General features: G+C 67.5%; 20 protein-coding genes. 1 reads left to right on the top strand and 19 read right to left on the bottom strand.

What is annotated here, in order from left to right; translation table 11 throughout:
* Positions 1–209: 209 nt before the first annotated feature.
* Positions 210–968: a maleylpyruvate isomerase N-terminal domain-containing protein gene (locus EV647_RS29225; RefSeq protein ID WP_134008540.1), complete on the bottom strand. Its 759-nt coding sequence runs from the start codon at positions 966–968 to the stop codon at positions 210–212.
* On the bottom strand, positions 961–2,274 hold the full coding sequence (locus EV647_RS29220) for a nuclear transport factor 2 family protein (protein WP_134008537.1): 1,314 nt from the start codon (positions 2,272–2,274) through the stop codon (positions 961–963). The genes EV647_RS29225 and EV647_RS29220 overlap by 8 nt, the downstream gene beginning before the upstream one ends.
* Before the next feature lie 459 nt (positions 2,275–2,733).
* Here EV647_RS29220 and EV647_RS29215 point away from each other — a divergent pair, with 459 nt between their 5' ends.
* A complete protein-coding gene (locus tag EV647_RS29215) occupies positions 2,734–3,759 on the top strand; it encodes a type IV toxin-antitoxin system AbiEi family antitoxin domain-containing protein (RefSeq protein WP_134008534.1) in 1,026 nt (341 codons plus the stop codon).
* A gap of 172 nt (positions 3,760–3,931) precedes the next feature.
* Here EV647_RS29215 and EV647_RS29210 read toward each other — a convergent pair whose 3' ends face one another.
* From EV647_RS29210 to EV647_RS29130, 17 genes are all read right to left on the bottom strand, one after another.
* Positions 3,932–7,792: a DNA-directed RNA polymerase subunit beta' gene (locus EV647_RS29210; RefSeq protein WP_133789417.1), complete on the bottom strand. Its 3,861-nt coding sequence runs from the start codon at positions 7,790–7,792 to the stop codon at positions 3,932–3,934.
* A gap of 68 nt (positions 7,793–7,860) precedes the next feature.
* A complete protein-coding gene (rpoB, locus tag EV647_RS29205; protein ID WP_134008532.1) occupies positions 7,861–11,343 on the bottom strand; it encodes a DNA-directed RNA polymerase subunit beta in 3,483 nt (1,160 codons plus the stop codon).
* A gap of 263 nt (positions 11,344–11,606) precedes the next feature.
* Positions 11,607–12,320, bottom strand: coding sequence for a hypothetical protein (locus EV647_RS29200; RefSeq protein ID WP_134008527.1), 714 nt, complete (start codon positions 12,318–12,320; stop codon positions 11,607–11,609).
* Complete coding sequence (locus EV647_RS29195) at positions 12,320–12,811, bottom strand: hypothetical protein (RefSeq protein WP_134008523.1); 492 nt, start codon at positions 12,809–12,811, stop codon at positions 12,320–12,322. The genes EV647_RS29200 and EV647_RS29195 overlap by 1 nt, the downstream gene beginning before the upstream one ends.
* Positions 12,808–14,097 (bottom strand): MCE family protein, encoded by a 1,290-nt coding sequence (locus tag EV647_RS29190; RefSeq protein WP_134008520.1) that lies wholly within the window; start codon positions 14,095–14,097, stop codon positions 12,808–12,810. The genes EV647_RS29195 and EV647_RS29190 overlap by 4 nt, the downstream gene beginning before the upstream one ends.
* A complete protein-coding gene (locus tag EV647_RS29185; protein WP_134008517.1) occupies positions 14,094–15,338 on the bottom strand; it encodes an MCE family protein in 1,245 nt (414 codons plus the stop codon). The genes EV647_RS29190 and EV647_RS29185 overlap by 4 nt, the downstream gene beginning before the upstream one ends.
* Complete coding sequence (locus tag EV647_RS29180; protein ID WP_134008514.1) at positions 15,335–16,522, bottom strand: MCE family protein; 1,188 nt, start codon at positions 16,520–16,522, stop codon at positions 15,335–15,337. The genes EV647_RS29185 and EV647_RS29180 overlap by 4 nt, the downstream gene beginning before the upstream one ends.
* On the bottom strand, positions 16,522–17,535 hold the full coding sequence (locus EV647_RS29175; RefSeq protein WP_133789423.1) for an MCE family protein: 1,014 nt from the start codon (positions 17,533–17,535) through the stop codon (positions 16,522–16,524). Before EV647_RS29175 ends, EV647_RS29180 begins: the two co-directional genes overlap by 1 nt.
* A complete protein-coding gene (locus EV647_RS29170; protein ID WP_134008511.1) occupies positions 17,532–18,563 on the bottom strand; it encodes an MCE family protein in 1,032 nt (343 codons plus the stop codon). The genes EV647_RS29175 and EV647_RS29170 overlap by 4 nt, the downstream gene beginning before the upstream one ends.
* Positions 18,560–19,888: an MCE family protein gene (locus tag EV647_RS29165; RefSeq protein ID WP_238177447.1), complete on the bottom strand. Its 1,329-nt coding sequence runs from the start codon at positions 19,886–19,888 to the stop codon at positions 18,560–18,562. The genes EV647_RS29170 and EV647_RS29165 overlap by 4 nt, the downstream gene beginning before the upstream one ends.
* The gene (locus EV647_RS29160) at positions 19,885–20,715 is read right to left on the bottom strand and encodes an ABC transporter permease (RefSeq protein WP_134008508.1); all 831 of its coding nucleotides are present in this window, start codon (positions 20,713–20,715) and stop codon (positions 19,885–19,887) included. The genes EV647_RS29165 and EV647_RS29160 overlap by 4 nt, the downstream gene beginning before the upstream one ends.
* A gap of 1 nt (position 20,716) precedes the next feature.
* Positions 20,717–21,490 (bottom strand): ABC transporter permease, encoded by a 774-nt coding sequence (locus tag EV647_RS29155; protein WP_134008504.1) that lies wholly within the window; start codon positions 21,488–21,490, stop codon positions 20,717–20,719.
* A gap of 115 nt (positions 21,491–21,605) precedes the next feature.
* Positions 21,606–22,553, bottom strand: a complete 948-nt coding sequence (locus tag EV647_RS29150; protein WP_133789426.1) for an ABC transporter ATP-binding protein — start codon at positions 22,551–22,553, stop codon at positions 21,606–21,608.
* Positions 22,554–22,776: 223 nt separating this feature from the next.
* Positions 22,777–23,163 (bottom strand): 50S ribosomal protein L7/L12, encoded by a 387-nt coding sequence (gene rplL, locus EV647_RS29145; protein ID WP_133789427.1) that lies wholly within the window; start codon positions 23,161–23,163, stop codon positions 22,777–22,779.
* A 64-nt stretch (positions 23,164–23,227) separates the two neighbouring features.
* Positions 23,228–23,848: a 50S ribosomal protein L10 gene (rplJ, locus tag EV647_RS29140; protein ID WP_134008501.1), complete on the bottom strand. Its 621-nt coding sequence runs from the start codon at positions 23,846–23,848 to the stop codon at positions 23,228–23,230.
* Positions 23,849–24,079: 231 nt separating this feature from the next.
* Positions 24,080–25,264: an MFS transporter gene (locus tag EV647_RS29135; RefSeq protein WP_134008493.1), complete on the bottom strand. Its 1,185-nt coding sequence runs from the start codon at positions 25,262–25,264 to the stop codon at positions 24,080–24,082.
* Positions 25,264–26,073 carry an IclR family transcriptional regulator gene (locus EV647_RS29130; protein WP_134008490.1) on the bottom strand — a complete coding sequence of 270 codons (810 nt, stop codon included), beginning with the start codon at positions 26,071–26,073 and terminating at the stop codon, positions 25,264–25,266. The genes EV647_RS29135 and EV647_RS29130 overlap by 1 nt, the downstream gene beginning before the upstream one ends.
* Between the last annotated feature and the right edge of the window lie 76 nt (positions 26,074–26,149).

Genomic DNA, 26,149 nt, shown 5'->3' with positions numbered 1-26,149 from the left:
GCGTGCGCACGAGCAGACCGAAGCCGTAATCTTTCAGACTGTCGGCAGGAGTCCCGTGCCACGCGGCCCGATCCGTTGGACGAGGGGCACGCATGACGGCCCAGGAAAGACCCCGGGCACGATCGTTAAGACTAGCGGGTGCCTCAAGCACGGTCAAAATGAGTAACTGGCCGCGGTAGAGAGGCTTCCGCGCTTTCAGTCTACAGGGTCTACGCCGTGGCCCTTCCGGCCAGGAAGTCGGCCGCGACCGCGGCGTCTCCCTCGACCGTCAGGACCGTTCCCGGCAAGCGCTTCCACAGGCACAGGTCGAGGTCGGACGCAGTGCCCGACAGGACCGCTTCACCGGCCGCCTTGCCCCGCTCGACGAGCGGCCGATCGCCTTGTGACACAGGCGTCAGCGTCCACTCGTGCCCGGTGTCGGTGGCCCGCACGCCGATCTGCCGGGTCACCGCCGGCGCGAACCCGCGGGCCAGCAGCCGGGGCAGGAACACCTCGAACACCTCGTCCACACCGTCGGCCGCGACTGCCGCAGGTACGACGGCCAGACCAGTGTCGACCTGTTCGCCCGCCGCGACCCCGGCCTGGATCAGGTCCACCAGGTGGATGACTGTCTCATGCAGACGCCGTCGGGCCCAGAATCCGGCGCGCTGATCCACCGGGGCGAAGTTCCAGCACGGTTCGTCCGGGTCGACCGCACGGATCGCGGCCAGCAACGCCGCGGTCGTACCGGCGTACCAGTCCGGCCAGGAGATCGTCGTCCGCAGCACCTCCGGCACCTTCTGGGCGGCGCCGGAGAGCAGGATCGCCGCGGCCCAGCGCTGACCTGATCCCAGGTGCAGGGCCAGGTCGGCGACGGTCCAGCCGGGACAGGCGGGCACGGCCGCGCCGGGATCGACCCGTCCGAGGGCGGCCGCGAAATCGTCGGCCGCGCGCTCGAACTCGGTCAGGTGGTCGATCGGGTCAGGCACGGAATTCGACGTCCGTGATCAGGCCGTCGGCGACCCGGTAGAGGGCCAGTTGCGGGGTGGATTCGCCGTCGTCGTAGCTGATCACGTGCTCGACCACCCACTCCCCCAGCATCAGCCGCTGGACGACCTCGGTCTTGCAGCGGCCGGCGGCGAAGCGCGGGCGGTAGAACTCGCGCAGGAACCGGCGGCCCTTCAGTTCGGAGCCGTCCGCGAGCCGGATCCGGGCGGTCGGCGAGTACATGGCCAGGAAGGCCTCGAGGTCGTGAGCGTCGTAGGCCGCGTGCTCACGGCCGATCACCCGCGCGGCCGGGGTGTCGGCGGTGACGGCCGCGACCGTCGCGGCTCCCAGGCCCGCCAGCGGGGGCTGGACCGCGGCCGGGACGACCGGTGCGGGGACGGATGGCGGGACCGCTGCGGGGACGGCTGCAGGGGCAGCAGGGGCCGGCTGAGTGGCGGGTTCAGCCGGAGCTGGGGCTTGCTGCACCGCGACGGGTGCTTTGGCGGCAGGCGTCGTACGGCGGGTCGAGGTCGTCTTCTTCTTGGCTGGAGGTGGTGGGACGAGGAGCTTGCCGTCCGCGCCAGGCTCTTCGCCGAGGTGGGCGATCGCCCAGTCGAGAGCCTTGGTCACGGCGGCGCGTGATTCTTCGGTGTGGTCGAGCATGTCGAACCCGTGGTGCCCTTTCGGTACGTCGATGATGTCCAGCGCGGCGCCGCCCGCGGAGACGAACTCCGCTACCGGACCGGCGAGCTCCTCACGCTCGAGTCCAGCTCTTGTCAGCAGCACCGGCAGGTCCTTGTGTTTGCCGATCACTTCGGCGGCGGTTACCAAATCGTCGACACCGGGCGGGGTGGCGAGCAGGGGGTAGGTCAGGGCGACGAAGCGCAGCCAGTCGGGGCGGCTGTCCAGCCAGTCCCCGGCCAGCAGGCCGGCGCCGGAGAAGAACCACAGACCGACCCGATCGGGGTCGACCCGCGGGTCGGAACGCAGTACGCCGACCGCTGCCTCCACCTCGTCCGCGGCCGCGACCAGTCGGTCGAGGCCGTGGATCAGGCTGTGGTCGACGACCGCGGCCACCAGGCCCCGCCTGGCGGCAGCCGTCGCGTAGCCCTTGTAGACCGGCCAGTCCCGAGGCATCACCTCGAGGCCGGCAGGCCCAGGTCCCCCGTGCACAAAGAGAATTGCTCCGCCTCGGGCGGTACCGGGCGGACGGTACAGGTCGATCTCCCCCAGGCGATCGACGCGTACGTCAGAACCTTCCAGAACCCCCAAGACGAAAGGCCGCAGGTAGGCCGGCAGATCCGTCATGCACCAATCTTGGCGCATCCCGCGCACCTTTACAGCCGCCACCCCGAGTGTCTTTTCCAAACCGCCTCACGAGGTCCGCAAGGACCAGGAAATCGCACCACCACCAAACACTCAGAAGCACCGCACCCTCGCGCCCAAACCTCACGCGCCACACGATCACCCCGTCCCTCCCTCTCCGTCGCCCCGACAAGAATCACCACCCACCCCGGACGAAGTACTCCCCAAACCGGTTCGGGGACGAGACCCATCCAGACCGGGGAGGATCATCCCCCCGGATCGAGCTGCTCGACTCCCCGAACCGGTTTGGGCGAGGGAGGGTGCCACGAGAGTTCGGCGTCGGAAGGGGGTGGTGGCTCGCATCGGGTGTGCACAGGAGGCGAATGGTCGGGCGGGACAGGTGGCGGGCGGTGCATCTTCTCTGGCAGCGGATCCGCGGGCGATCCGTCGAGAGGAGTCGCCATGCGAAACGTCGAAGCGGTGCGCGACGCCGACCAACCTGACGAGACGGCCGAGAGACTGACCCGATTGTTCAGGGAGCTGCGTCAGCGGCAGTCGGGCGCCTTCAGCAGACAGCAGGCGGTCGCGCACGGGATCACGGACAAGGTCCTTTCGCGGCGGTGCCGTGCGCGGCAGATTCAGCGGGTCCACGGCGGTGTGTACGTCGACTTCACCGGGCCGCTGCCGTGGGAGACCAGGGTCTGGGCCGCTTGGCTCGCCTACGCCCCGGATGCCGCCCTCACCGGAGCAACGGCGCTGCGCTGGTACGGCGTCGAGGAAGTTCGAGGAGACGATCGCATTCACCTCGCGGTACCGCATCCGCGCAGGGTCGACCAGCGGGCCGGGATTCTCGTCAGCCGCCATCGCGGTTTCGCAGCGCAACTACACGGTTCCCGGACACCCCCGATCGTGCGGATCGAGGTCGCGGCTCTGATGAGAGCGAGCGCCGACCCGAACGCTTCCCGGCAGGCCGCTCTGCTACTCGATGTCTGCCGTCAGCGCGCCACTACTCCCCAGCGTCTGCTCGCCGAACTCGACTCGCTCACCAGACTGCCCGCTCGCCAGGTGCTCCGCCGGATCGTACTGGACGCGGCGGACGGTGTGCAGTCGTTCCTGGAGCAGGTCTACTTGCGCCGAGTCGAGCGGGCGCATGCCCTGCCGACCGCTGAGCGACAGGTCCGAGTCGAGTCGACGGACGGGTCTGGCCGAAGGGTCCGATATCGCGATGTCCGGTACTCGCCCTACGGACTCGTCATCGAGCTCGACGGGCACGCCGGTCATTCGGACTCCGAGTCGCGGTGGCGCGACATGCACCGGGACAATTCCACGGCGATGAGCGGCGAGCTGACCCTGCGATTTGGCTACCAACTGGTCGACGAGCCGTGCCTGGCAGCCTTACAGGTGGCTACTGCCCTCCGCCTTCGAGGCTGGGCCGGCACCGCGCGCGCCTGCTCGGCCAGTTGTTCCGTCGCTCGCAACGCCGCCTAGCCAGTTTGGGGAGGTTGTTCTCCCCAAAACGGGCGGTTGGCCTCCCCAAACCGGTTTGGGGAGGCCAATGGCCAGGGGTTCGGAGACAGCGCGAGGGCGGCGCCTCCCGGTTCGGGAAGCGCCGCCCTTGGTATCAGTTCTTCATCGCCCGCGGGGGGCGTGGCGACTCGGCTCAGTTCTGGTAGGAACCGAGGTCGAAGTCGTCGAGCGGGACCGACTGACCGCTGGACGGGCCGAAGTCGTAGTCGTACGACTCGTAGCCGACCATCGAGTACATCGCGGCCTTCGCCTCCTCGGTGGGCTCCACCCGGATGTTGCGGTACCGGTCCATGCCCGTACCGGCCGGGATCAGCTTGCCGATGATGACGTTCTCCTTCAGACCGACCAGCGAGTCGGACTTGCCGTGGATCGCGGCCTCGGTGAGGACGCGGGTCGTCTCCTGGAAGGAGGCGGCCGACAGCCACGACTCGGTCGCCAGCGAGGCCTTGGTGATACCCATCAGCACCGGACGACCGGAGGCCGGCGTACCGCCCTCGGCCACGACGCGACGGTTCTCCGCCTCGAACATGATCCGGTCCGCCAGCTCGCCCGGCAGCAGGTTCGCCTCGCCGGACTCGATCACCGTGACCCGGCGCAGCATCTGCCGGACGATGATCTCGATGTGCTTGTCGTGGATGGCCACACCCTGCGACCGGTACACCTCCTGGACCTCGTCCACCAGGTGCTCCTGCGCCTTGCGGACACCCAGGATCCGCAGAACCTCCTGCGGGTCCGGCGTACCCTGCGTCAGCTGCTGACCGACCTCGACGTGCTGACCGTCCTCGATCAGCAGGCGGCCACGCTTCGACACCGGGTAGGCGACCTCCTCGGAACCGTCGTCCGGGGTGAGCACCAGCTTCCGGGTCTTGTCGGTGTCCTCGATCGCGATCCGGCCCGCGGCCTCCGAGATCGGCGCCTTGCCCTTGGGCTGACGCGCCTCGAACAGCTCGACCACACGCGGCAGACCGTGGGTGATGTCATCACCCGCGACACCACCGGTGTGGAAGGTCCGCATCGTCAGCTGCGTACCCGGCTCACCGATGGACTGGGCCGCGATGATGCCGACCGCCTCGCCGATGTCGACCGGCTTGCCGGTCGCCAGCGAACGGCCGTAGCACTTCGCGCAGGTACCGGTCTTGGCGTCACAGGTGAGCACCGACCGGACCTTGACCTCCTCGATCCCGGCCGCGACCAGCTTCGCGATCGACACGTCGCCCAGGTCGGCGCCGCCGGCGAGCACGACGTTGCCGTCGGCGTCCAGGGCGTCGGTGGCCAGGGTCCGCGCGTACGCGCTGGTCTCCACGTTCTCGGCGTGCACGACCTTGCCGGACGGGTCCTTCTCGCCGATCTGCTTCGGCAGGCCCCGCTCGGTGCCGCAGTCCTCCTCGCGGATGATCACGTCCTGCGACACGTCCACCAGACGACGGGTCAGGTACCCCGAGTCGGCGGTCCGCAGCGCGGTGTCGGCCAGACCCTTCCGCGCACCGTGGGTGGCGATGAAGTACTCGACCACCGACAGGCCCTCACGGAAGTTGGACTTGATCGGCCGGGCGATGATCTCGCCCTTCGGGTTGGCCACCAGGCCACGCATACCGGAGATCTGCCGGATCTGCATCATGTTGCCTCGGGCTCCCGAGTGCACCATCATCCAGATCGGGTTGTCCTTGGCGAAGTTCTCCTCCATCGCCTTACCGACCTCGGCGTTGGCCCCGGTCCAGATCTCGATCAGCTCCTGACGCCGCTCGGACGAGGTGATCAGACCCCGCTCGAACTGCTTCTGGACCTTCTCGGCCTGGGACTCGTACCGCGCCATGATCTCCGGCTTGGACGGCGGCGTGCTGAAGTCGTCGATCGACACCGTCACGCCGGAACGCGTGGACCAGTAGTAACCGAGGTCCTTCAGCGCGTCCAGGGCGTGCGCGACCTCGACCTTGGTGTACCGCTCGGCCAGGTCGTTGACGATCCCGCCGAGCTGCTTCTTGCCCACCTCGGTGTCGACGAACGGGTAGTCCGTCGGCAGCGCCTCGTTGAACAGCGCCCGGCCCAGCGTGGTCTCCAGCGCGAAGCCGCCGTTCGCCGTCTCGGCCGCGTCCTGCGGTGCGGCCGAACCGTTGAGCCGGATGGTGATCTTGGCCTGCAGCGACAGTTCGTTGCGGTCGAAGGCCATCATCGCCTCGGCGACCGAGCTGAACGCCCGGCCCTCGCCCAGGGCGCCTTCCTTCAGCATGGTCAGGAAGTAGATGCCGATGATCATGTCCTGGGTCGGCATGGTGACGGGACGACCGTCGGCCGGCTTCAGGATGTTGTTCGTCGACAGCATCAGGATCCGGGCCTCGGCCTGCGCCTCGGCCGACAGCGGCAGGTGCACCGCCATCTGGTCGCCGTCGAAGTCCGCGTTGAACGCGGAGCAGACGAGCGGGTGGATCTGGATCGCCTTGCCCTCGATCAGCTGCGGCTCGAACGCCTGGATACCCAGCCGGTGCAGGGTTGGTGCACGGTTGAGCAGGACCGGGTGCTCGGTGATGACCTCTTCCAGCACGTCCCAGACCTGGGCGCGCTGACGCTCGACCATCCGCTTGGCGGACTTGATGTTCTGCGCGTGGTTGAGGTCGACCAGCCGCTTCATCACGAACGGCTTGAACAGCTCCAGCGCCATCGCCTTCGGCAGACCGCACTGGTGCAGCTTCAGCTGCGGGCCGACCACGATGACCGAACGGCCGGAGTAGTCGACGCGCTTGCCGAGCAGGTTCTGACGGAAGCGGCCCTGCTTGCCCTTGAGCATGTCGGACAGCGACTTCAGCGGCCGGTTGCCCGGGCCGGTGACCGGACGGCCACGGCGGCCGTTGTCGAACAGCGCGTCGACGGCCTCCTGCAGCATCCGCTTCTCGTTGTTGACGATGATCTCCGGCGCGCCCAGGTCGAGCAGTCGCTTGAGCCGGTTGTTCCGGTTGATCACCCGGCGGTACAGGTCGTTCAGGTCGGAGGTGGCGAACCGGCCACCGTCGAGCTGGACCATCGGCCGCAGGTCCGGCGGGATCACCGGAACGCAGTCGAGCACCATGCCCATCGGGCTGTTGTTCGTCGCCAGGAACGCGGTGACGACCTTCAGCCGCTTCAGGGCGCGGGTCTTGCGCTGGCCCTTACCGGTCTTGATCGTCTCGCGCAGGTTGTCCGCCTCGGCCTTCAGGTCGAAGGTCTCCAGCCGGCGCTGGATCGCGGCGGCGCCCATGGCGCCCTCGAAGTACTTGCCGAACCGCTCCTTCATGGCGCGGTAGAGGATCTCGTCGCCCTCGAGGTCCTGGACCTTCAGGTTCTTGAACCGGGTCCAGACCTCGTCGAGGCGGTCGATCTCGCGCTGCGAGCGGTCGCGCAGCTGCTTGACCTCCCGCTCGGCGCCTTCCTTGACCTTGCGGCGTACGTCGGCCTTGGCGCCCTCGGCCTCGAGCTGCGCCAGGTCCTCCTCGAGCTTCTTCATCCGCTGCTCGATGTCGTTGTCACGACGGTTCTCGAGCTGCTTGCGCTCCACGTCCACGCGACCCTCGAGCGAGGACAGGTCGCGGTGCCGCGACTCCTCGTCGACGTCGGTGATCATGTACGCCGCGAAGTAGATGACCTTCTCCAGGTCCTTCGGGGCGAGGTCGAGCAGGTAGCCGAGCCGCGACGGGACACCCTTGAAGTACCAGATGTGGGTGACCGGCGCGGCCAGCTCGATGTGGCCCATCCGCTCGCGGCGCACCTTGGAGCGGGTGACCTCGACGCCACACCGCTCGCAGATGATGCCCTTGAAGCGAACGCGCTTGTACTTGCCGCAGTAGCACTCCCAGTCCCGGGTGGGACCGAAGATCTTCTCGCAGAACAGACCGTCACGCTCGGGCTTGAGCGTCCGGTAGTTGATCGTCTCGGGCTTCTTGACCTCGCCGTGCGACCACTGGCGGATCTCATCCGCGGTCGCAAGGCCGATCCGAAGCTCGTCGAAGAAGTTCACGTCGAGCACGATGTGTTATCTCCCGTTGCTAAAAATGGTCTGAGTGAGTTGGTTGTTGATCTCAAGCGGCAACCCGCTCAGACCTCCTCGACGCTGTTCGGCTCGCGCCGGGACAGGTCGATGCCCAGTTCCTCCGCTGCACGGAAGACGTCCTCCTCGCTGTCGCGCATCTCGACGCGGCTTCCGTCGGACGAGAGCACTTCCACGTTCAGACACAGGGACTGCATTTCCTTGACCAGAACCTTGAAGGACTCCGGGATACCCGGCTCCGGAATGTTCTCGCCCTTGACGATCGCCTCGTACACCTTGACCCGCCCGACAACATCGTCGGACTTGATGGTCAGCAGCTCCTGCAGCGCGAAGGCGGCACCGTAGGCCTCCAGGGCCCACACCTCCATCTCGCCGAACCGCTGGCCGCCGAACTGGGCCTTACCGCCCAGCGGCTGCTGCGTGATCATCGAGTACGGACCGGTCGAACGCGCGTGGATCTTGTCGTCGACCAGGTGGTGCAGCTTCAGCATGTACATGTAGCCGACGCCGATCGGGTCCGGGAACGGCTCACCCGAACGACCGTCGAACAGCTTCGCCTTGCCCTGCCCGTTGACCATCCGGACGCCGTCCCGGTTCGGCAGCGTGGAGCTGAGCAGGCCGGTGACCTCCTCCTCCGTGGCGCCGTCGAACACCGGAGTGGCGACGTTCGTCATCGGCTCGGCCGCACCGGCGCCGATCTTGATCAGCCGCTGCGCCCACTCCTCCTCGTTCTCCGGGTCGACCTCCCAGCCGCGGCTGGCGATCCAGCCGAGGTGGGTCTCCAGGACCTGGCCGACGTTCATCCGGCCGGGCACGCCCAGCGGGTTCAGGATGACGTCGACGTGGGTGCCGTCCTCGAGGAACGGCATGTCCTCGACCGGAAGGATCTTCGAGATGACGCCCTTGTTGCCGTGCCGGCCGGCCAGCTTGTCGCCGACCGAGATCTTCCGCTTCTGGGCGACGTACACCCGGACCAGCTGGTTGACGCCCGGCGGCAGCTCGTCGCCGTTGTCCCGGTCGAAGACGCGGACGCCGATGACGGTGCCCTCCTCGCCGTGCGGGACCTTCAGCGACGTGTCGCGGACCTCGCGCGCCTTCTCACCGAAGATCGCGCGCAGCAGCCGCTCCTCCGGGGTCAGCTCGGTCTCGCCCTTCGGCGTGACCTTGCCGACCAGGATGTCACCGGTGGTGACCTCGGCGCCGATCCGGATGATGCCGCGCTCGTCCAGGTCGGACAGCATCTCGTCGGAGACGTTCGGGATGTCCCGGGTGATCTCCTCCGGACCCAGCTTGGTGTCGCGGGCGTCGACCTCGTGCTCCTCGATGTGGATCGAGGTCAGCAGGTCCTGCTGGACGACGCGCTGGCTGAGGATGATCGCGTCCTCGTAGTTGTAGCCCTCCCACGTCATGAACGCGACCAGCATGTTGCGGCCGAGGGCCATCTCGCCCTCGTCGGTGCACGGACCGTCGGCCAGCGGCGTACCGATCTCGACCCGCTGACCGGCGTCCACCAGCGGGCGCTGGTTGATGCAGGTGCCCTGGTTCGAGCGGCGGAACTTCGCCATCCGGTAGGTCTGGTACGTGCCGTCGTCGGCGGCGATCTCGATCAGGTCGGCCGAGACCTCCTTGACCACACCGGCCTTGTCGGAGACGACCACGTCCCCGGCGTCGACCGCACCGCGGAACTCCATGCCGGTACCGACCAGCGGGGCGTCCGAGGTGATCAGCGGCACCGCCTGGCGCTGCATGTTCGAACCCATCAGCGCGCGGTTGGCGTCGTCGTGCTCGAGGAACGGGATCAGCGCGGTCGCCACCGACACCATCTGGCGCGGCGAGACGTCCATGTAGTCCACGTCGTCGACCGGCACGAGCTCGACCTCGCCGTGCCGGCGACGGACCAGCACGCGCTCCTCGGCGAACCGGTTGTCGTCGTTCAGCGCGGCGTTCGCCTGCGCGATGACGAACCGGTCCTCCTCGTCGGCGGTCAGGTAGTCCACCTGGTCGGTGACCTGGCCGTCGACGACCTTGCGGTACGGCGTCTCGACGAAGCCGAACGCGTTCACCCGGCCGTACGACGCGAGCGAGCCGATCAGACCGATGTTCGGGCCTTCCGGCGTCTCGATCGGGCACATCCGGCCGTAGTGCGACGGGTGCACGTCACGGACCTCGAAGCCGGCTCGCTCACGGCTCAGACCACCCGGGCCGAGCGCGTTCAGCCGGCGCTTGTGGGTCAGACCCGCGACCGGGTTGGTCTGGTCCATGAACTGCGACAGCTGGGAGGTGCCGAAGAACTCCTTCAGCGCCGCCACCACCGGACGGATGTTGATCAGGGTCTGCGGCGTGATCGCCTCGACGTCCTGGGTCGTCATCCGCTCCCGGACCACGCGCTCCATCCGGGCCAGGCCGGTGCGCAGCTGGTTCTGGATCAGCTCGCCGACGGTCCGCAGCCGGCGGTTGCCGAAGTGATCGATGTCGTCTTCCTCGACCACGATCTCGCCGGTCGGGGCGGGCAGCTCGGTCTTGCCTTCGTGCAGCGCGACCAGGTACTTGATCGTGGCGACGATGTCGTCGACGGTCAGCACCGCCATGTCGTGCGCCTCGTCACGGCCGAGCTTCTTGTTGATCTTGTAGCGGCCGACCTTGGCCAGGTCGTAGCGCTTGCCGTTGAAGTAGTAGTTCTCCAGCAGCGCCTGCGCGGCCTCGCGGGTCGGCGGCTCACCCGGACGCAGCTTGCGGTAGATGTCCAGCAGCGCGTCGTCCTGCCCGGAGGTGTGGTCCTTCTCCAGGGTCAGCCGGATCGACTCGTAGTCGCCGAACTCTTCCAGGATCTGCGCGTCGGTCCAGCCGAGCGCCTTGAGCAGGACGGTGACGTTCTGCTTGCGCTTGCGGTCGAGGCGGACGCCGACCATGTCGCGCTTGTCCACCTCGAACTCCAGCCACGCGCCGCGCGACGGGATGATCTTGGCGGTGAAGATGTCCTTGTCGGACGTCTTGTCCGGGGTGCGCTCGAAGTACACACCGGGCGAGCGGACGAGCTGGGACACGACGACCCGCTCGGTGCCGTTGATGACGAACGTGCCCTTGCGCGTCATCAACGGGAAGTCGCCCATGAAGACGGTCTGGCTCTTGATCTCACCGGTTTCGTTGTTCATGAACTCGGCGGTGACGAACAGCGGCGCGGAGTAGGTGACATCCCGCTCCTTGCACTCGTCGACCGTGTTCTTCGGAGGCTCGAAGCGGTGGTCGCGGAACGACAGCGACATGGTGCCGCTGAAGTCCTCGATCGGGGAGATCTCCTCGAAAATCTCTTCCAGGCCGCTGGGGCCGGACAGGTCCGACCGCCCCTCGGCCTCGGCGGCGGCCACGCGGGCCTGCCACGTTTCGTTACCGACCAGCCAGTCGAAACTGTCCACCTGCAGCGCAAGCAGATCCGGAACCTGGAGAGGTTCGGAGATCTTCGCGAAGGAGATGCGGCGGGGGCCGGTGACGTTGGAAATGCTGTCGGACTGGGGGTTGCGCGAGGCGACCAAGGGGCGTCCTTCCACGGGCTCGCAAAATCACATCGGTGCTGGGAGCGCACGCCAAGCCGCCCCAGTCAAGTTGAGAACTCGAGCGAGGGCGAGAGAAAAGGCAGCGCAAAGCAATAGGCTACATGATCCAGGCAAGCCTGTCCAATGGGGTCCAACAGTTTGCCGTCGGACCACCCTCTCCGTCAAGGACCGACCCGGAGTCTCCAGTGGGTAGATCACCCACGAGCCAACCGGCGCCCCTCTGGTGCGGAGTTACCTAGAGATTACAGTCCGGCGATCTCCTGGACCAGCCATCGGTCGCCGTTTCGGACCATCGTGAACCGGGTCCGGTTCAGGTCCACCCGGGGACTACCCTTCGTGATCGTGCTGGTGGTCGTCTGGTTGACGAAGATGATCAGCGTGACCCGGTCGGCGTCGCCGTCGCGGACCCCGACGTCGCGGACGTCGGCCTTCACCGTGGCCTTCGTCTTTGTGGCGAGTTCGCCGGCCACCTTCGCGGTCTCGTCGAACTTCGCGGCGAACTCCGGGGTCATCGTCGCGCGCGCGGCGGCGAAGCTTTTGTCCAGGTCACGATAGTCGTAGCTGAGCGCCGTCTCGGCCGCCTTCCGGCCAGCGGCGGCGGCCTGGTTGCGGGCGTCCTCGGCCTGCTTGCCGTGCCAGGCCTTGATCCCGAGCACCGCGGCGACGGTCAGGGTGAGTACGACGACGATGCCGAGCGCGGCCGTCAACGCGGTCCCCAGCCCCCGTTTCGGCTCACTCTCCGTAGAGATTTCGGCAGCCGGCGACTTCTCCGGAACACCCGCGGCGGCGTCGTCTGTGGCCGGGGTCACATCCTGCGGACGGGGGTCCTCGACCACTTCCTCGACGAGTTCGCCCTCGGCGACGACCGGCGCGTCCGGGGCCGGCGCGTCCGGCTGGTCAGGTTTCGCCGTACGGCGCTGGCCGGCGATCCGTGGGCGGCTGCGGCGATCCGGCATCAGCCCACCACCTGCAGGTCGGCGGTCAGCCAGCGGTCCTTCTCGCGGACCATGTCCAGCTTGATCCGGTACCGGCGCTCGACGCCCTCGGCCGAGGCCGTGTTCGTCACCACCGCGTTCACGATCACCAGCACCTGGGCGGAATCCTTGTCGTTGGAGACGACGGCGGCCTCCTTGACGTCGCCCTTGGAGGTCGCCTTGTTCGTCACCACGTCGGTCTTCACCGCGTCGATCCCCTGCTGGAACTCCTGCTTGAACTGCCCGGTCGAGTCGTCGATGACCCGCTTCGAGTCCGCGTCCCAGGTCTGGTAGTCGTACGTCGTGAAGTCCAGCGCCAACTGCCGCGCCGCCTTCATCGCGCCGTCGCGTTGTGAGTCGTCGGCCCGCTGCTTGCTCAGGGCGACCACCGACAGCGTGAGGCCGGCGATCGCCACCAGGAGCAGCACGCTGAGAGCCCAGGCCAGCACGAGCCGGCCGTTCCGTGCGATCACTTGCCGGTCACCGGTCCAAGGATGAGTGCCTTCCAGGAGTCGCTGCCGAGCAGGTCCTGCTGTCCGCCGGTGGAGCCGAGCGTCATACCCGGCATCCCATCGGCTCCGCCCGCCGCGCCCGTAGTCGGGTCGTACCCGAGCCCGTACCCGGACCGGTTCAGGTCCTCCCGCGTCGACGGCGACGGCTTGTTCTGCGAGCCGCGGACGTTGATCCCGCTCGACGGGTCCGCCGTACAACCGGCCTTGGTGTTCGCAGGGGTGTCCTTGACGTCCTGCGGAACCCGTTTGTTCGTCCCGCCGTACCCGGGCCGGCAGGCCGGCGGCTGGAGCCCGACGACCAGCCCGAAGTGCGCGTCGTAGTGCCCCTCGGCATTCTTGGCCGGTACGACGTACCCGCCCATCGACACCGCCGGGTACACCACGAACAACTGCTCGACGGCGTCCAGCCGGACCGCGGTCAGTTCGCTCACCGTCAGCAGGTTACCGAGCAGCACCGCGATCGACGCGCTGTTGTCCTGGATCAGGCCGGTGATCTGGGTGGACGCGAGCGAACCCTGGTCGATCACCTTGCGCAGGTTGCTGTCCGAGCTGACCAGGGTGTCCGACAGCAGCGCCAGGTTCTTCGCCCAGGTCTTGATCGCGTCGCCGCTGGCCACCTGGGTGGCGAGCACCGTGTCGCCGTCGTTGATCAGCTTGATGGTCTGCAGCACGTTCGCGTCCGCGTCGTCGATCAGCTTGCCGGAGCTGTCGATGATCTTCTGCAGGTCGGTGCCCTTGCCCTTCAGCGCCGCCCCGAGCTCGCGCACCGTGGTCCGCAGGCTCTCCTTGTCGACCGAGTTCACCAGCTGGTCCAGATTCAGCAGCAGCTCGGTGGTGTCGATCGGGATCGCGGTGTCCTTGCGGTCGATCTTCGAGTTGTCCTGCAGGTACGGCGCCCCGTCGCGGCGCGGCTGCAGGTCGACGTACTGCTCGCCGATCGCGGACCGGTTCGCGACCACCGCGAGCAGGTCGTTCGGGATCTTGAACTTCTTCTCGATGTCCATGTCCACCTGGACGCCGTCGTCGAGCAGCTTCAACTGTCCGACCCGGCCGACCGGCTGGCCGCGATACGTCACCTCGGCGCCCGCGAAGATGCCCCCGGACTCGACGAAGCTGGCGCTGACGGTGTAGTCGGTGTCGACCACCAGCTTGTCGATCTGGGCGTACTTCGCGCCGACGAACGCCACGCCCACGACGGTGATCAGCAGGAACACCATCAGCTGGATCCGGACCGCTCTGGTGATCATCCGACCACCCCCGGCATCAGCGCCCTGGCCAGGTCGGGATCGAAGCCGGACCGGTTCAGCTTCGGCGAGCAGACCGGCAGGCCGAGCACCGTGATGCAGGTCGTCGCGGTCCCGGTCGGGACCGGCACCGACGGCTGCACGCTGCCCTGCCCCGGGCTGGTCGGCAGGTGCAGCGGGAGGCTGATCCGGCCGGTCGGCAGCGCGGTCGGGCCGACCGTCGGCAGCTGGATCCCGAGCAGGGTGTCGAGTGCCTTCTTGGTGTTCACGTCCACCGTGATCCCGAGGTTGGTGTAGTCACCCTGCGCGGCCTTGGCGGCGTTGTCGGGGAACGGATAGGTGAACAGCAGCTCCAGCGACTTCGGCAGGTTCTCCCCCGCCTCCGCCAGCTTGGTGAGGATCGGGTACAGCGACTGCAGGTTGGCCACCAGGTCCTTCTGCGCGGACGTGATCACCCGGGTCGCGGTGTTGCCCAGCGTCGCCAGCGCCTGCAGCGTCTTGACCAGCGCCGCGCGCTGCTTGTCCAGGGTCGCGATCGACGCCGGCAGCGAGTCGATCGCGGTCGCCAGCGTCGCCTTCTGCGCGTTCAGCTTCTTGGCGAGCAGGTCCACCGACTTGATCGCGGTGATGATCCGCGCCTTGTTCTGGTCCAGGGTGCCGACGAACGTGTTCAGCTGCGTGAGCACGCTGCGGATGGCCGGCTCGTTGCCGGTCAGCGCCTTGTTCAGCTCCTGCGTGATGATCTGCAGCTGCGCGACGCCGCCGCCGTTCAGCAACAGCGACAGCGCGGACAGGACTTCCTCGACCTCGACGTTGCTGGTGGTCCTGGACAGCGGGATCAGCTCGCCGTTGTCGAGCTTGCCGCGTGCCTTCTCGGACCCGGTCGGCCGGGCCAGCGAGACGAACTTCTCGCCCAGCAGGCTGGTCTGGCGGATCGTGGCGTGCGTGTTGTCCGGCAGCGCGAGGCTCTTCGGCAGCTTGATCCGCACCTTCGCGACGTACCCGTCCAGCCAGACCTTCTCGACCGTGCCGACGGTGACGTCGTCGACCTTCACCGACGACTTCGGCACCAGGTCCAGGACATCGGCGAACTCGACGGTGACCGTGTACGACGGCCCCTTGATCTTCGCGCCGCCCGGTAGCGGGAGCGAGTAGACGGAGAAGTCACAGCCGCTCAGCAGGGTCGCGAGCGCGATGACTCCGGCGACGATCGACGTACGGCGTTGGATTCTGGGGAGTCTCATCGGACCAACCCCCCGAGCGTCGGGTCCACGGGGTCGGGGCTGTTCAGCGGGGCCTTCGGTGCCGGTGCCCACGGCGTACCGGCAGGGCCGCCGCTGGCCGGCGCGGTGCCGGTCAACTGCTCGATCAGCGGCAGCTTGGCCAAGGCGTCCAGGACCGGCTTCAGCGTGGAGCACATCGACATCGGCTGGTTCGCCTGCAGCAGCAGCGAGCAGACGAACGTCGCCGGGTCGTCGAGCTGTCCCGGGTTGATGCGCTGGTCCAGCGTGCCGAACTGCGGGTTGTAGATCCGGGCGAGGTTGCCGAGGCCGAGCGGCGCGGTGTCGAGCACCTCGGCCAGCGCGGCCTTCTCGTTCACCAGGATCTGCGACAGCTTGGTGGCGCCGGTGACCGTGTTCTTCACCAGCGTCCGGTTCTCCTTGACGAACGTCGCGACCTCACCGAGCGCGGTGGCGAGCAGCGACAGTGCCGCGCCCAGGTCCTTGCGCTCGCCCGCCAGGGTGGTCGAGGTGGCGGCGAAGTTCGTGTTGAACTGCCGCACCAGCTGGTCGTTCGCGGCGAGCGCGGACACGAACGTCTGCAGCTGCCGGATCGTGTTGAACAGCGCCGACGAGTTGCCCGACAGCGTGCTGGTCAGCTTCGAGACGTCGGTGATGGTCTGGTTCAGCTTGGCGCCCTGGCCGTTCAGGTTCTTCGCCGAGACGTCCAGCAGCCGGGCCAGCGCGCCCTGGTCGTTCGCGCCCTTCGGCCCGAGCGCCACGGACAGGTCGTTGAGGCTCTGGTAGATCTGGTCGAGCTCGAGCGGTACGGCGGTCCGCTCGAGCGGGATCTGCGCCCCGTCGGCCATCACAGCGCCCTTGGAGTACGCCGGGGTGAGCTGCACGTACCGGTCCGCGACGATCGACGGCGAGGCGATCACCGCCTTCGCCTCGGCCGGCACCTTGTGCTTGGCCTCCCACCAGAACTTCACCCGCACGCTGCGGCCGGCCGGCGTGACGCTCTCCACCTCGCCGACCTTGATACCGAGGATCCGCACGTCCGATCCCGGGTACACCGAGACCGCACGCGGGAAGTACGCCGTCGCCGTCACCCGCTCGGGCTTCGGCCACAGCGACACGGCGCCGACCACGATGATCACCAGGACCACCGCCATCGCGATCAGCCGCGAAACAGCGTTCACCCGCATCAGCCGCCACCTCCCAGGATCGGAGGCAGACCGGTGGGCAACACCTTGGGCAGCGGGATCTCGGGCACCGGCACCAGGTTCTGCAGGTACGTGTCGAACCATGGCCCGGTGCCGAGCGTGTTCGTGAAGACCCGGACGAACGGCGCCAGACCCTTGATGCTCGCGTCCAGGGAGTTCTGGTTCTGCAGCAGGACGGCGAGCACCGCGTTCACCTTCTGCAGCGTCGGCCCGAGATCCTTGCGGTTCTCCCGGACCAGCGCGGTGATCTGCGCGGACAGCTTCTGCGTCGACACCAGCAGCTGGTGGATCAGCGCCCGCCGGGCCTGCACGGCCTGGAAGACCTTATTGCCGTCCTTCATCAGCTTGATCAGCTGCTGGTTGCGGTCGGCAAGAACCTTGGTGACCACGTTCGAGTGCTGCAGCAGCAGCTTGAGCTGCTCGTCGCGCTTGGCCACGTTCCGGGACAGCCGGGACAGGCCGGTCAGCGACGCCTGCACCTCTTCGGGCGTGTTCTTGAACGTCGCCGACAGCGTGTCCAGGGCCTTCGCCAGCTGGGCGGTGTTGATCCGCTCGGTGGTGTTGGCCAGGTCGGTGAAGGCGTCCACGACGTCGTACGCCGAGATCGTCCGGGCCAGCGGGATCTCGGAGCCGGGCTTGAGCTCGCCGGGACCGGCCGGGTTGAGTTTCAGGTACTTCTGGCCGAGCAGGGTCTTGATCTTCATCTCGGCGCCGGTCTGGTCGCCGAGCTTCACGCCCTTGTCGACCACGAAGTCGACCCGGACGTGGGTGCCTTCGAGTTCGACGTTGCGGACCTTGCCGACGCGGACGCCGGCCACCCGGATCTCGTCGTTCGCCTTGAGGCCCCCGGCCTCGGAGAACTGCGCGGAGTACTTCGTCCCGCCGCCGATCAGCGGCAGGTCCTGCGCCTTGAACGCGGCCAGCATGATCAGCCCGATCACGGTCAGGCCGACCACACCGATGGTGACCTGGTTCTGTTCCCGGAAAGGCTTCACTTCTTACACCTCGCCGAATTGAGGTCGTAGGCGACCGGGATGCGGGTGCCGGTGGGCAGCGTGACGTTGCCGTCGAAGTTGCACAGGTAGAAGTTGAACCAGGAGCCGTACGACGCGGTGCGGGTCATCGTGTTCAGCTTCTCCGGCATGAACTGCAGGGTCTTCACCCAGATCGACTGGGTGTCGTCCAGCGTCGTGGCGACGGCGCGCAGCTTGTCCAGGTCGGCCTTGATCGGCACCCGGGTCTGCTGCAGCAGGCCGGCGGTCTTGGTGTTCAGCGAGTTGATCGAGGTCAGCGAGCTGAGGATCGGGTTGATGTCCTGGCTCAGGCCGGTGATGAACTGCTGCAGGTTGACCAGCAGCTGGGAGAAGTTCGCCTGCCGCTGGGAAACGATCTGCAGCGTCGAGGTCAGGTTCGTGATCAGGTCGCCGATCACCTGGTCGGCGTCGGCCAGCGTGGTGGTCAGCGACGCGGTCTTGGCCAGCAGCGACTCGATCGTGCCGCCCTCACCCTGCAGCACCTTGATCACCTCGAACGCGAACTGGTTCACGTCCGCCGGGGTGAGCGCGGTGAACAGCGGCTTGAAGCCGTTGAACAGCACCGACAGGTCGAGCGCCGGCGTCGTGCGTTCCTTCGGGATGACGCCGTTCTTCTTCAGCCGGTCGCCGCCGCCGATGCCGTCGGTGAGCGCGACGTACCGGTTGCCGACCAGGTTGCGGTAGCGCAGCGTCGCATGCGTCGAGGTGTCGATCACCTGGTCGGAGTCGACGCTGAACGTCACCATCGCCAACGTGTTCTGGTACAGGGCGATCTTGTCGACCTGCCCGACCTTCACCCCGGCGATCCGGACGTCGTCGCCCTGGTTCAGCCCGACTGCGTCGGTGAAGACCGCGCGGTACTTGGTCGTCGGGTTGAAGCTGATGTTCCCGATCGTCACCGCCAGGAGCGCGGTCGCGATGGTCGTGACCACCACGAAGATCCCGAGCCGCACGGTGTCGAACGTGGTCTTCCGGTCGAAGAAGCTCATTTGAGGTTCACCTGCCCTCCCCTGAGGAGGGGGCCGACCATCAGGGTGGTCAGGTCGGGTACGTCGTTCGCGGCGACGCCCATCTCCGGGCCGACGACGGAGTCGATCACCTTCTGCTCGGCCGGCGATCCGACGCCCTGGGTGTCCACCGCGAACCCGGGCATCGCGCGGTTCAGCTTGAGGTCGAGCGGGAAGCGCTGGTTCTTGTTGTGGTCGCCGATCACGCCGTCGTCCCCGGTCACGTAGGGCGCCGGGTTCTCCTGGTTGTACGGGCCGGGCTTCTCGCCGGGGACGCTGTAGTTCTTCCCCACGCAGGTCGGGCCGCGGTGGTCCTTGTACACCGGCTTCTCGTTCGGCTCGTAGGGCGTCGGCTGGTTGGTGATCAGCTCGAGGTTGATGTTCAGCCGGCCGTCGCGGAACGTGTCGTTCAGGATCGGGGCGGTCTCGGTCATCACCTGGAGGAAGCACGGCACCTCGGGCGAGTACTTCTCGAGCAGGTCCAGCACCGGGCGGCTGACCTGGCCGAGCCGGATCACCCGGTCCTCGTTGGCCTTCAGGAACGTGTCTCCGGTCGTTGACAGGTTCTGCACGTCCACGAAGAACTGCTGCAGCTGCTTCTGCTTCTCCACGACCGTGTTGCCCGTGATCGTCAGGTTCCGTAGCGCGCGGACCAGGTCCGGCGTCGCGTCGCCGTAGATGTCCGAGACCTGGGTCAGCTTGGCGAGCGCGTCCATCAGCTTCGGGACGTGCGGATTCAGCTTCTTCAGGTACCCGTCGAGCTGCGTGAGGGTGCCGGCGATCTCGGCGCCGCGACCCTCGAGCGCGGTCGCGAGGGTGTTGAGTGTGGCGTTCAGGTCGGCCGGGTCGACCGCCTGGAGCAGCGGCAGCGCGTCGTTCAGCACCTTCTCGATCTCGATGCCGACCGCGGTCTTGTCCCGGCTGATCACGTCACCGGCCTTGATGGGCCGTCCCTCCGGTCCCTGCGGCGGGACCAGCGCGACGTACTTCTCGCCGAACAGGGTCTTCGGCAGGATCCGGGCGCTGACCGCGCTGGAGATCTCGGCGACCTGGTCCGGCTTGAGCGCCAGATCGACGGTCGCCTCGTCGCCGTCGGTGGAGACCCCGCGGACCTCGCCGACGATGATGCCGCGCAGCTTCACGTCCGCGTGCTCGTTGAGCTGCAGGCCGATGTGGCTGGTCTTGAGCTCGACGTTCACGGTCTTGGTGAAGACCTTGGCGTAGAACGCGTAGGTCAGCCACAGCAGGAACACCAGTACGCCGATGAACGCGACGCCCAGCACCTTGTGCGAGATGAGTCTGGTCATCCGGCCAACCTCACGGTGGTCGTCGTACCCCAGATGGCCATCGACAGCAGCAGGTCGACGACGTTGATCACGACGATGGACGTCCGTACGGCGCGACCGACAGCGACGCCCACACCGGCCGGACCGCCACTCGCGTGGTAGCCGTGGTAGCAGTGCACCAGGATCACCAGGACCGAGAACACCAGCACCTTGCCGAACGACCAGAGCACGTCTCCGGGTGGCAGGAACAGGTGGAAGTAGTGGTCGTACGTGCCCGTACTCTGTCCGTAGAACGTGGTGACGGTGAGTCTGGTCGCGAAGTACGACGAGAGCAGGCCGACGACGTACAGCGGGATCACCGCGATCAGGCCGGCGATGATCCGGGTGGTGACCAGGAACGGCAGCGACGGGATCGCCATCACCTCGAGGGCGTCGATCTCCTCGCTGATCCGCATCGCGCCGAGCTGCGCGGTGAAACCGCAGCCGACGGTCGCGGCGAGCGCGATCCCGGCGATCAGCGGGCCGATCTCGCGGGTGTTGATGTACGCCGACACGAAGCCGGCGAAGGCCGACGTACCGATCTGGTTCAGCGCCGAGTAGCCCTGCAGGCCCACCTCGGTGCCGGTGAAGAACGCCAGGAACGTGATCACGCCGACGGTGCCGCCGATCACGGCCAGCGCGCCGGAGCCGAGCGTGACCTCGGCGAGCAGCCGGAGGATCTCCTTGCGGTACCGCGTGACGGACTTGCCGGACCAGGCGAGCGCCTTGATGTAGAAGGCGAGCTGCTCACCGAGGTGGTCGAGCGAGTTCAGGGGCTTCTTGACCAGCACGTCCATGAGGGCCGACATCTCAGGCCCCCTTCGGCGGAACGAGCTGGAAGTAGATCGCGGTCATCGAGAAGTTCGCGACGAACAGCAGCATGAACGTGATGACGACCGACTGGTTCACCGCGTCGCCGACGCCCTTCGGGCCGCCGCCCGCGTTACAGCCCTTGTACGACGCGACGACCGCGGCGATGAACCCGAAGACCAGTGCCTTCGCCTGCCCCTGCCACAGGTCTGGCAGGTGAGCGAGCGCGGTGAAGCTCGCGATGTAGCTACCTGGGGTGCCGTCCTGGAGGACGACGTTGAAGACGTAACCGCCCATCACCCCGACCACGCTGACGAACCCGTTCAGGAAGAACGCGACCAGCATCGTCGCCAGCACCCGCGGTACGACGAGACGCTGGATCGGGTCGATGCCGAGCACCATCATCGCGTCCAGCTCTTCGCGGATCTTCCGCGAGCCGAGGTCCGCGCAGATCGCCGAGCCACCGGCCCCGGCGATCAGCAGCGCGGTCGCGATCGGCGAAGCCTCCCGTACGACGGCCAGCACCGCGGCGGAACCGGTGAAGGCCTGCGCGCCGAACTGCTTGATCAGGCCGCCGACCTGCAGCGCGATCACCGCGCCGAACGGGATCGCGACCAGCGCCGTCGGGACGATCGTCACACTCGCCACGAACCAGGCCTGCTGAAGGAACTCCTTCACCTGGAACGGCCGCCGGAACGTCGCCCGTCCGGTGTCGAGAGCAAAAGCGAACAGCGAACCGGCTTGCTTCAGCGGGGCGGTCGCAGAAACGGTCACGGGGCCTCCCGCCCTGGACTGAGGAGCGGAGGGAGCGAAGCGACCGGAGCGACGAGGGAAGGGCGGGAGCCAAAGCCCCGTGACCCGCCGCGCGGCAGCGCGGCATTCAGCACTGTCACCTGGCCCCCACTGTCGAGGTGGCGAACGAGCCAGGTGGTGGGGTGACGCCGTGTTCGCGGCACCAGGCGCCGGGCTCGCGCTGGGTCGGCCGGAGCATGCCGCTGCTGGGCAGCTGCTGGATCGGGATCGGCGGCAGCGGCGGCAGCTCCTGGCCGGCCTCGGCGGCCAGCTCGTCGGCGTCCTTCTCCTCGGACATGCCGATCGGACCGACCATCTGCGCGTTCAGGAACTGGCGGACCACCGGTTCCTCACTGGACAGCAGCATCTCCCGCGGCCCGAACATGGCCAGGTGCCGGTGGTAGAGCATGCCGATGTTGTCCGGCACGGTGCGCGCGGTGTTGACGTCGTGGGTGACGATCAGGAACGTCGGGCTGAACGCCTCGTTCAGGTCGATCATCACCTGGTTCAGGAACGACGTACGGACCGGGTCCAGGCCGGAGTCGGGCTCGTCGACCAGGAGGATCTGCGGGTCCAGCACCAGCGCGCGGGCCAGGCCGGCTCTTTTGCGCATACCGCCGGAGATCTCGCCGGGCAGCTTCTTCTCCGCGCCCACCAGGCCGACCATCTCCATCTTCTCCATCACGATGGAGCGGATGTCGGACTCGGACTTCTTGGTGTGCTCGCGGAGCGGGAACGCGACGTTGTCGTACAGGTTCATCGAGCCGAACATCGCGCCGTCCTGGAACAGCACGCCGAACAGCCGCCGTACCTCGTACAGCTCGCGCTCGCTGCAGGTGGCGATGTCGGTGCCCTCGATGTACACGTGGCCCCGGTCGGGCTTGAGCAGGCCGATCAGCGTCTTCAGGAACACGGACTTGCCGGTACCGGACGGGCCGAGCATCACGCAGATCTCACCGGCGGGCAGCGTCAGGGACACGTCGCCCCAGATGAGCTGGCTGCCGAACGATTTGGTGAGACCTTCGACGCGGACTTCTACGCCCACCGGCCCTCCTCACGGGAATGTCTGCTGGTCCCCGACCGACGACGTTCTGCCGTCCCAACGACGGGGCAGTGGCCTAGGTTACGCACGAGTACGGTTTTGCGTAACCCCTGAAAGTCAAGCGGATGAGATCCTAGCGATCCGACATGGCAGAAGGGCGGCCCCCTTGCGGGGACCGCCCTTCTCTACACATTCGTTACGTCCCGTCAGCGGAACGTAACGGAGGTCACTTGAGCGTGACGGTGGCGCCGGCGCCCTCGAGGGCCTCCTTGGCCTTCTCCGCGGCTGCCTTGTCGACCTTCTCCAGGATGGCCTTGGGGGCCGACTCGACGAGGTCCTTGGCCTCCTTCAGGCCGAGGCTCGTGAGACCGCGCACCTCCTTGATGACCTGGATCTTCTTGTCGCCGGCCGACTCGAGGACGACGTCGAACTCGTCCTGCTCCGCGGCCTCTTCGGCAGCGGCAGCCGGGGCGCCCGGAGCAGCGGCAACGGCAACCGGGGCGGCGGCGGTGACGCCGAACTCCTCCTCGAAAGCCTTAACGAACTCCGACAGCTCCAGCAGGGTCAGTTCCTTGAACTGGCCGAGGAGCTCTTCGGTGCTGAGCTTCGCCATGGTGGCGGTCCTTCCTGACAAATGGTGCTTGGTGATCACTGATGGGGTGTTGCGGTGAGATGCCTCAGCTGTCAGCTGCGGCGGTCTCCTCGGTGCTCGCCTCGGCAGGTGCCTCGACCGTGTCCTGGACGGTGTCCTGGACGTCCGCCACTGCGTCCTGCGCAGGGGCCTCGGCCGGCAACTTGTCCTGCAGCGCCGCGAACAGGCGCGCGGCCTGCGACAGCGGAGCAGCGAACAGCGACACCGCTTGCTGCGGGGCCGCCTTCATCGCACCTGCGAGCTTCGCGAGGAGGACCTCACGCGACTCCAGGTCAGCGAGCTTGTTGATCTCGTCAGAGCCGAGTGCCTTACCGTCCAGCACTCCACCCTTGATGACGAGCAGGGGGTTCGCCTTGGCGAAGTCACGCAGACCCTTGGCCGCAACCACCGGGTCGCCCTTGATGAAGGCGATTGCCGAGGGGCCTTCGAGCAGCGAGTCGAACGAGTCGACTCCCGCATCCTTGGCCGCGATCTTGGTCAGCGTGTTCTTCACCACGGCGTAGTTCACGTCGTCACCGAGCGAAACTCGCAATTGCTTGAGCTGCGCAACGGTGAGACCGCGGTACTCGGTCAGCACGGCGCCGTTGGAGCTACGGAACTCGTCCGTCAGCTCCGCGACAGCGGCTGCCTTGTCCGGCCTCGCCATGGGGGTCTCCTTCTTTCGGCTTCCTTGCCTGAGACCCCTGACATTGGCAGTACCCATCAAAAGAAAAGCGCCCCTGCGCAGGCGCAAGGGCGTGAACATACTGATGTCACTATCCAAGTCACCTGCGCGGGCCGCCCACCTGAGTGGGACCTTCAGCTACCTAGGGCAGCAACCAGCGGTCTTCGGCTCGTCAACAGTATCAACGTCTAGCTTGGCGACCAAATCGGTTGTTCAAGCAGGCTGTTCTGCTCTCGGATGCGGTGGGATCCAGCGGTGCATCGCCGTCGCGGCGGCCCACCCTGTCCCCGCCATGATCATGATCGCCGGCGCCAGTCCGAGGGTCGCGGTCGCGCCCGCGAGCAGCAGGGGTCCGGCGCCGTTGCCGGTGTCCGCGAAGAGGCGGAAGGCGCCGAGGAACTGGGCTCGTCCGACCGGCGGTGAGGCGTCCGCGCCGAGGGTCATGATGACTCCGGCGCCCAGGCCGTTCCCGATCCCCATCAGCAGCGCGACCGCGGTCAGTGTCGCCGTGGTGTGCGTCAACGGGAGCAGCAGATGCGCCAGCCCCAGCACAATCATCGACGGTACGGCGACCCACTTGCGACCGAGGCGGTCCATCACCGAACCGGCCGGATAGAACAGCAACATGTCCACCGCACCGGACAGTCCGAAGATGATGCTGGTGGTCTGCGGATCCAGTCCGATGTGCAGCGCCCACAGCGGGATCACCACCTGCCGCGAGGCTCGCACCGCCCCGACGAGCAACGCTCCGACACCGAGAGTCCGCAGTACGGGGAAGTGGTCGCGGATGACACCCCAGGTCGACTGTGCCGCGATCGGCCCCCTCCCGCGCCGGTTGGCGACGTCCGGCAGGCTCACCAGGACCGCGCAGGCGAGTACGGCGGCCACCAGGTGCACCCAGTACGCGCCGTCCGTACCGAGGAACTTCATGGCGCCCGCACCGAGGAACGGACCGATGAACGAGCCGATGCGTTGTACGCCGCCGAGTGTGGACAGCGCGCGGGCCCGTAGCTCGATCGGTACGGCTTCACTCAGGTAGGCCTGTCGGGCGAGGCCCCAGACCGCACCTGCCAGTCCGGTGCAGCCGATGGCGATGGCCAGACCCCAGACCGTTGGGACCACCAGACAGGCTGCCAGTGCAAGCGCTACGAGGACGGTGGCGGACAGCATCGCGCTGCGCTCGCCAATGCGGTTTGTGAGGGCACCAGCTGGGATGTCACCGATCACCTGGCCCAGGCCGGCTGCACCAACGACCAGACCGGCTACAGCGACCGAAGCGCCCAGATGCGTGGCCGACAGCGCAACGACGGGTGCGATCGCACCTTGGCCGATTCCGTAGAGCAGAGCAGGCAGATAGACCGCAGGTGCGATTTTCCAGAGGCTCCGGGCCTGTGACATCACCGGCCGCCGGCGAGCGCCGTACTGCGGTCCCGGGCGACCGGGGTGGCCCCCAGCAACTCCGACACCGACCAGGCACCTTCGGCGACCCTCATCCCGAACTCCTCCATCCGCTCGACCGGCATCCGCATCTCGGGGCCGGAGATACTCAGACAACCGGCGACCTCGCCGGAGTAGCCGAACACCGGCGCCGCGACGCTGCAGATCCCGGGCGTCCGCTCGGTCCGAGACATCGCATACCCGCGCCGGCGGATCGCCGCGAACTGCTCCGCGAGCACCTCCGGGTCGGTGATGGTCGCGGGCTGCACCTGTTCGAGCGGGCCTTTCAGGACCTCCTGCTGCCGCTCGAACGGCAAGAAAGCCAGCAGCGCCTTCCCCGGCGCACCTAGTGGCAGCGCGACCGGCAGGCCGAACTCCGTGTAGGTACGGCGCAACTGGTGATGGCTCTCGACCTGGTCGAGGACGACGCGCTGCCCCGACGGGAGCAACTCGTGCACGGCCGCGGTCTCCCCTGTGTCATCGCGGAGTGCACGCAGCACCGGCAGGGCAGCGTCGCGCAAGCCGGCCGGAATCCCGCCGCTGTGCGCCAGTTGCACGACCAGCGGGCCGATCGCATACCGCCGGTGGGCGGTCTGCCGGACGAGCCCGTTCTCCTGCATGGCGAGCAGCAGCCGGTGCACAGTGCTCGTGGAGAGGCCGGTCGCCCGCGCCAGGTCACTGATGCCGAGGTCCGGCGTCCGCGCGTCGAAGCACCGGAGGATCGCCACAGCGCGGTCGATCGACTGCACCGAACCCCGCGCTTCCTGCATGGTGAAACCCTATCCCGCGATACGGGAAAGCTGTCGAGGGAGTGTCCAGCCGATGAGCATCACCGCTGGTGGGACC

The sequence above is a fragment of the Kribbella sp. VKM Ac-2566 genome, from assembly GCF_004366005.1.
GTDB lineage: Bacteria > Actinomycetota > Actinomycetes > Propionibacteriales > Kribbellaceae > Kribbella > Kribbella pratensis.
This window is presented reverse-complemented; position numbering and strand designations above follow the sequence as displayed.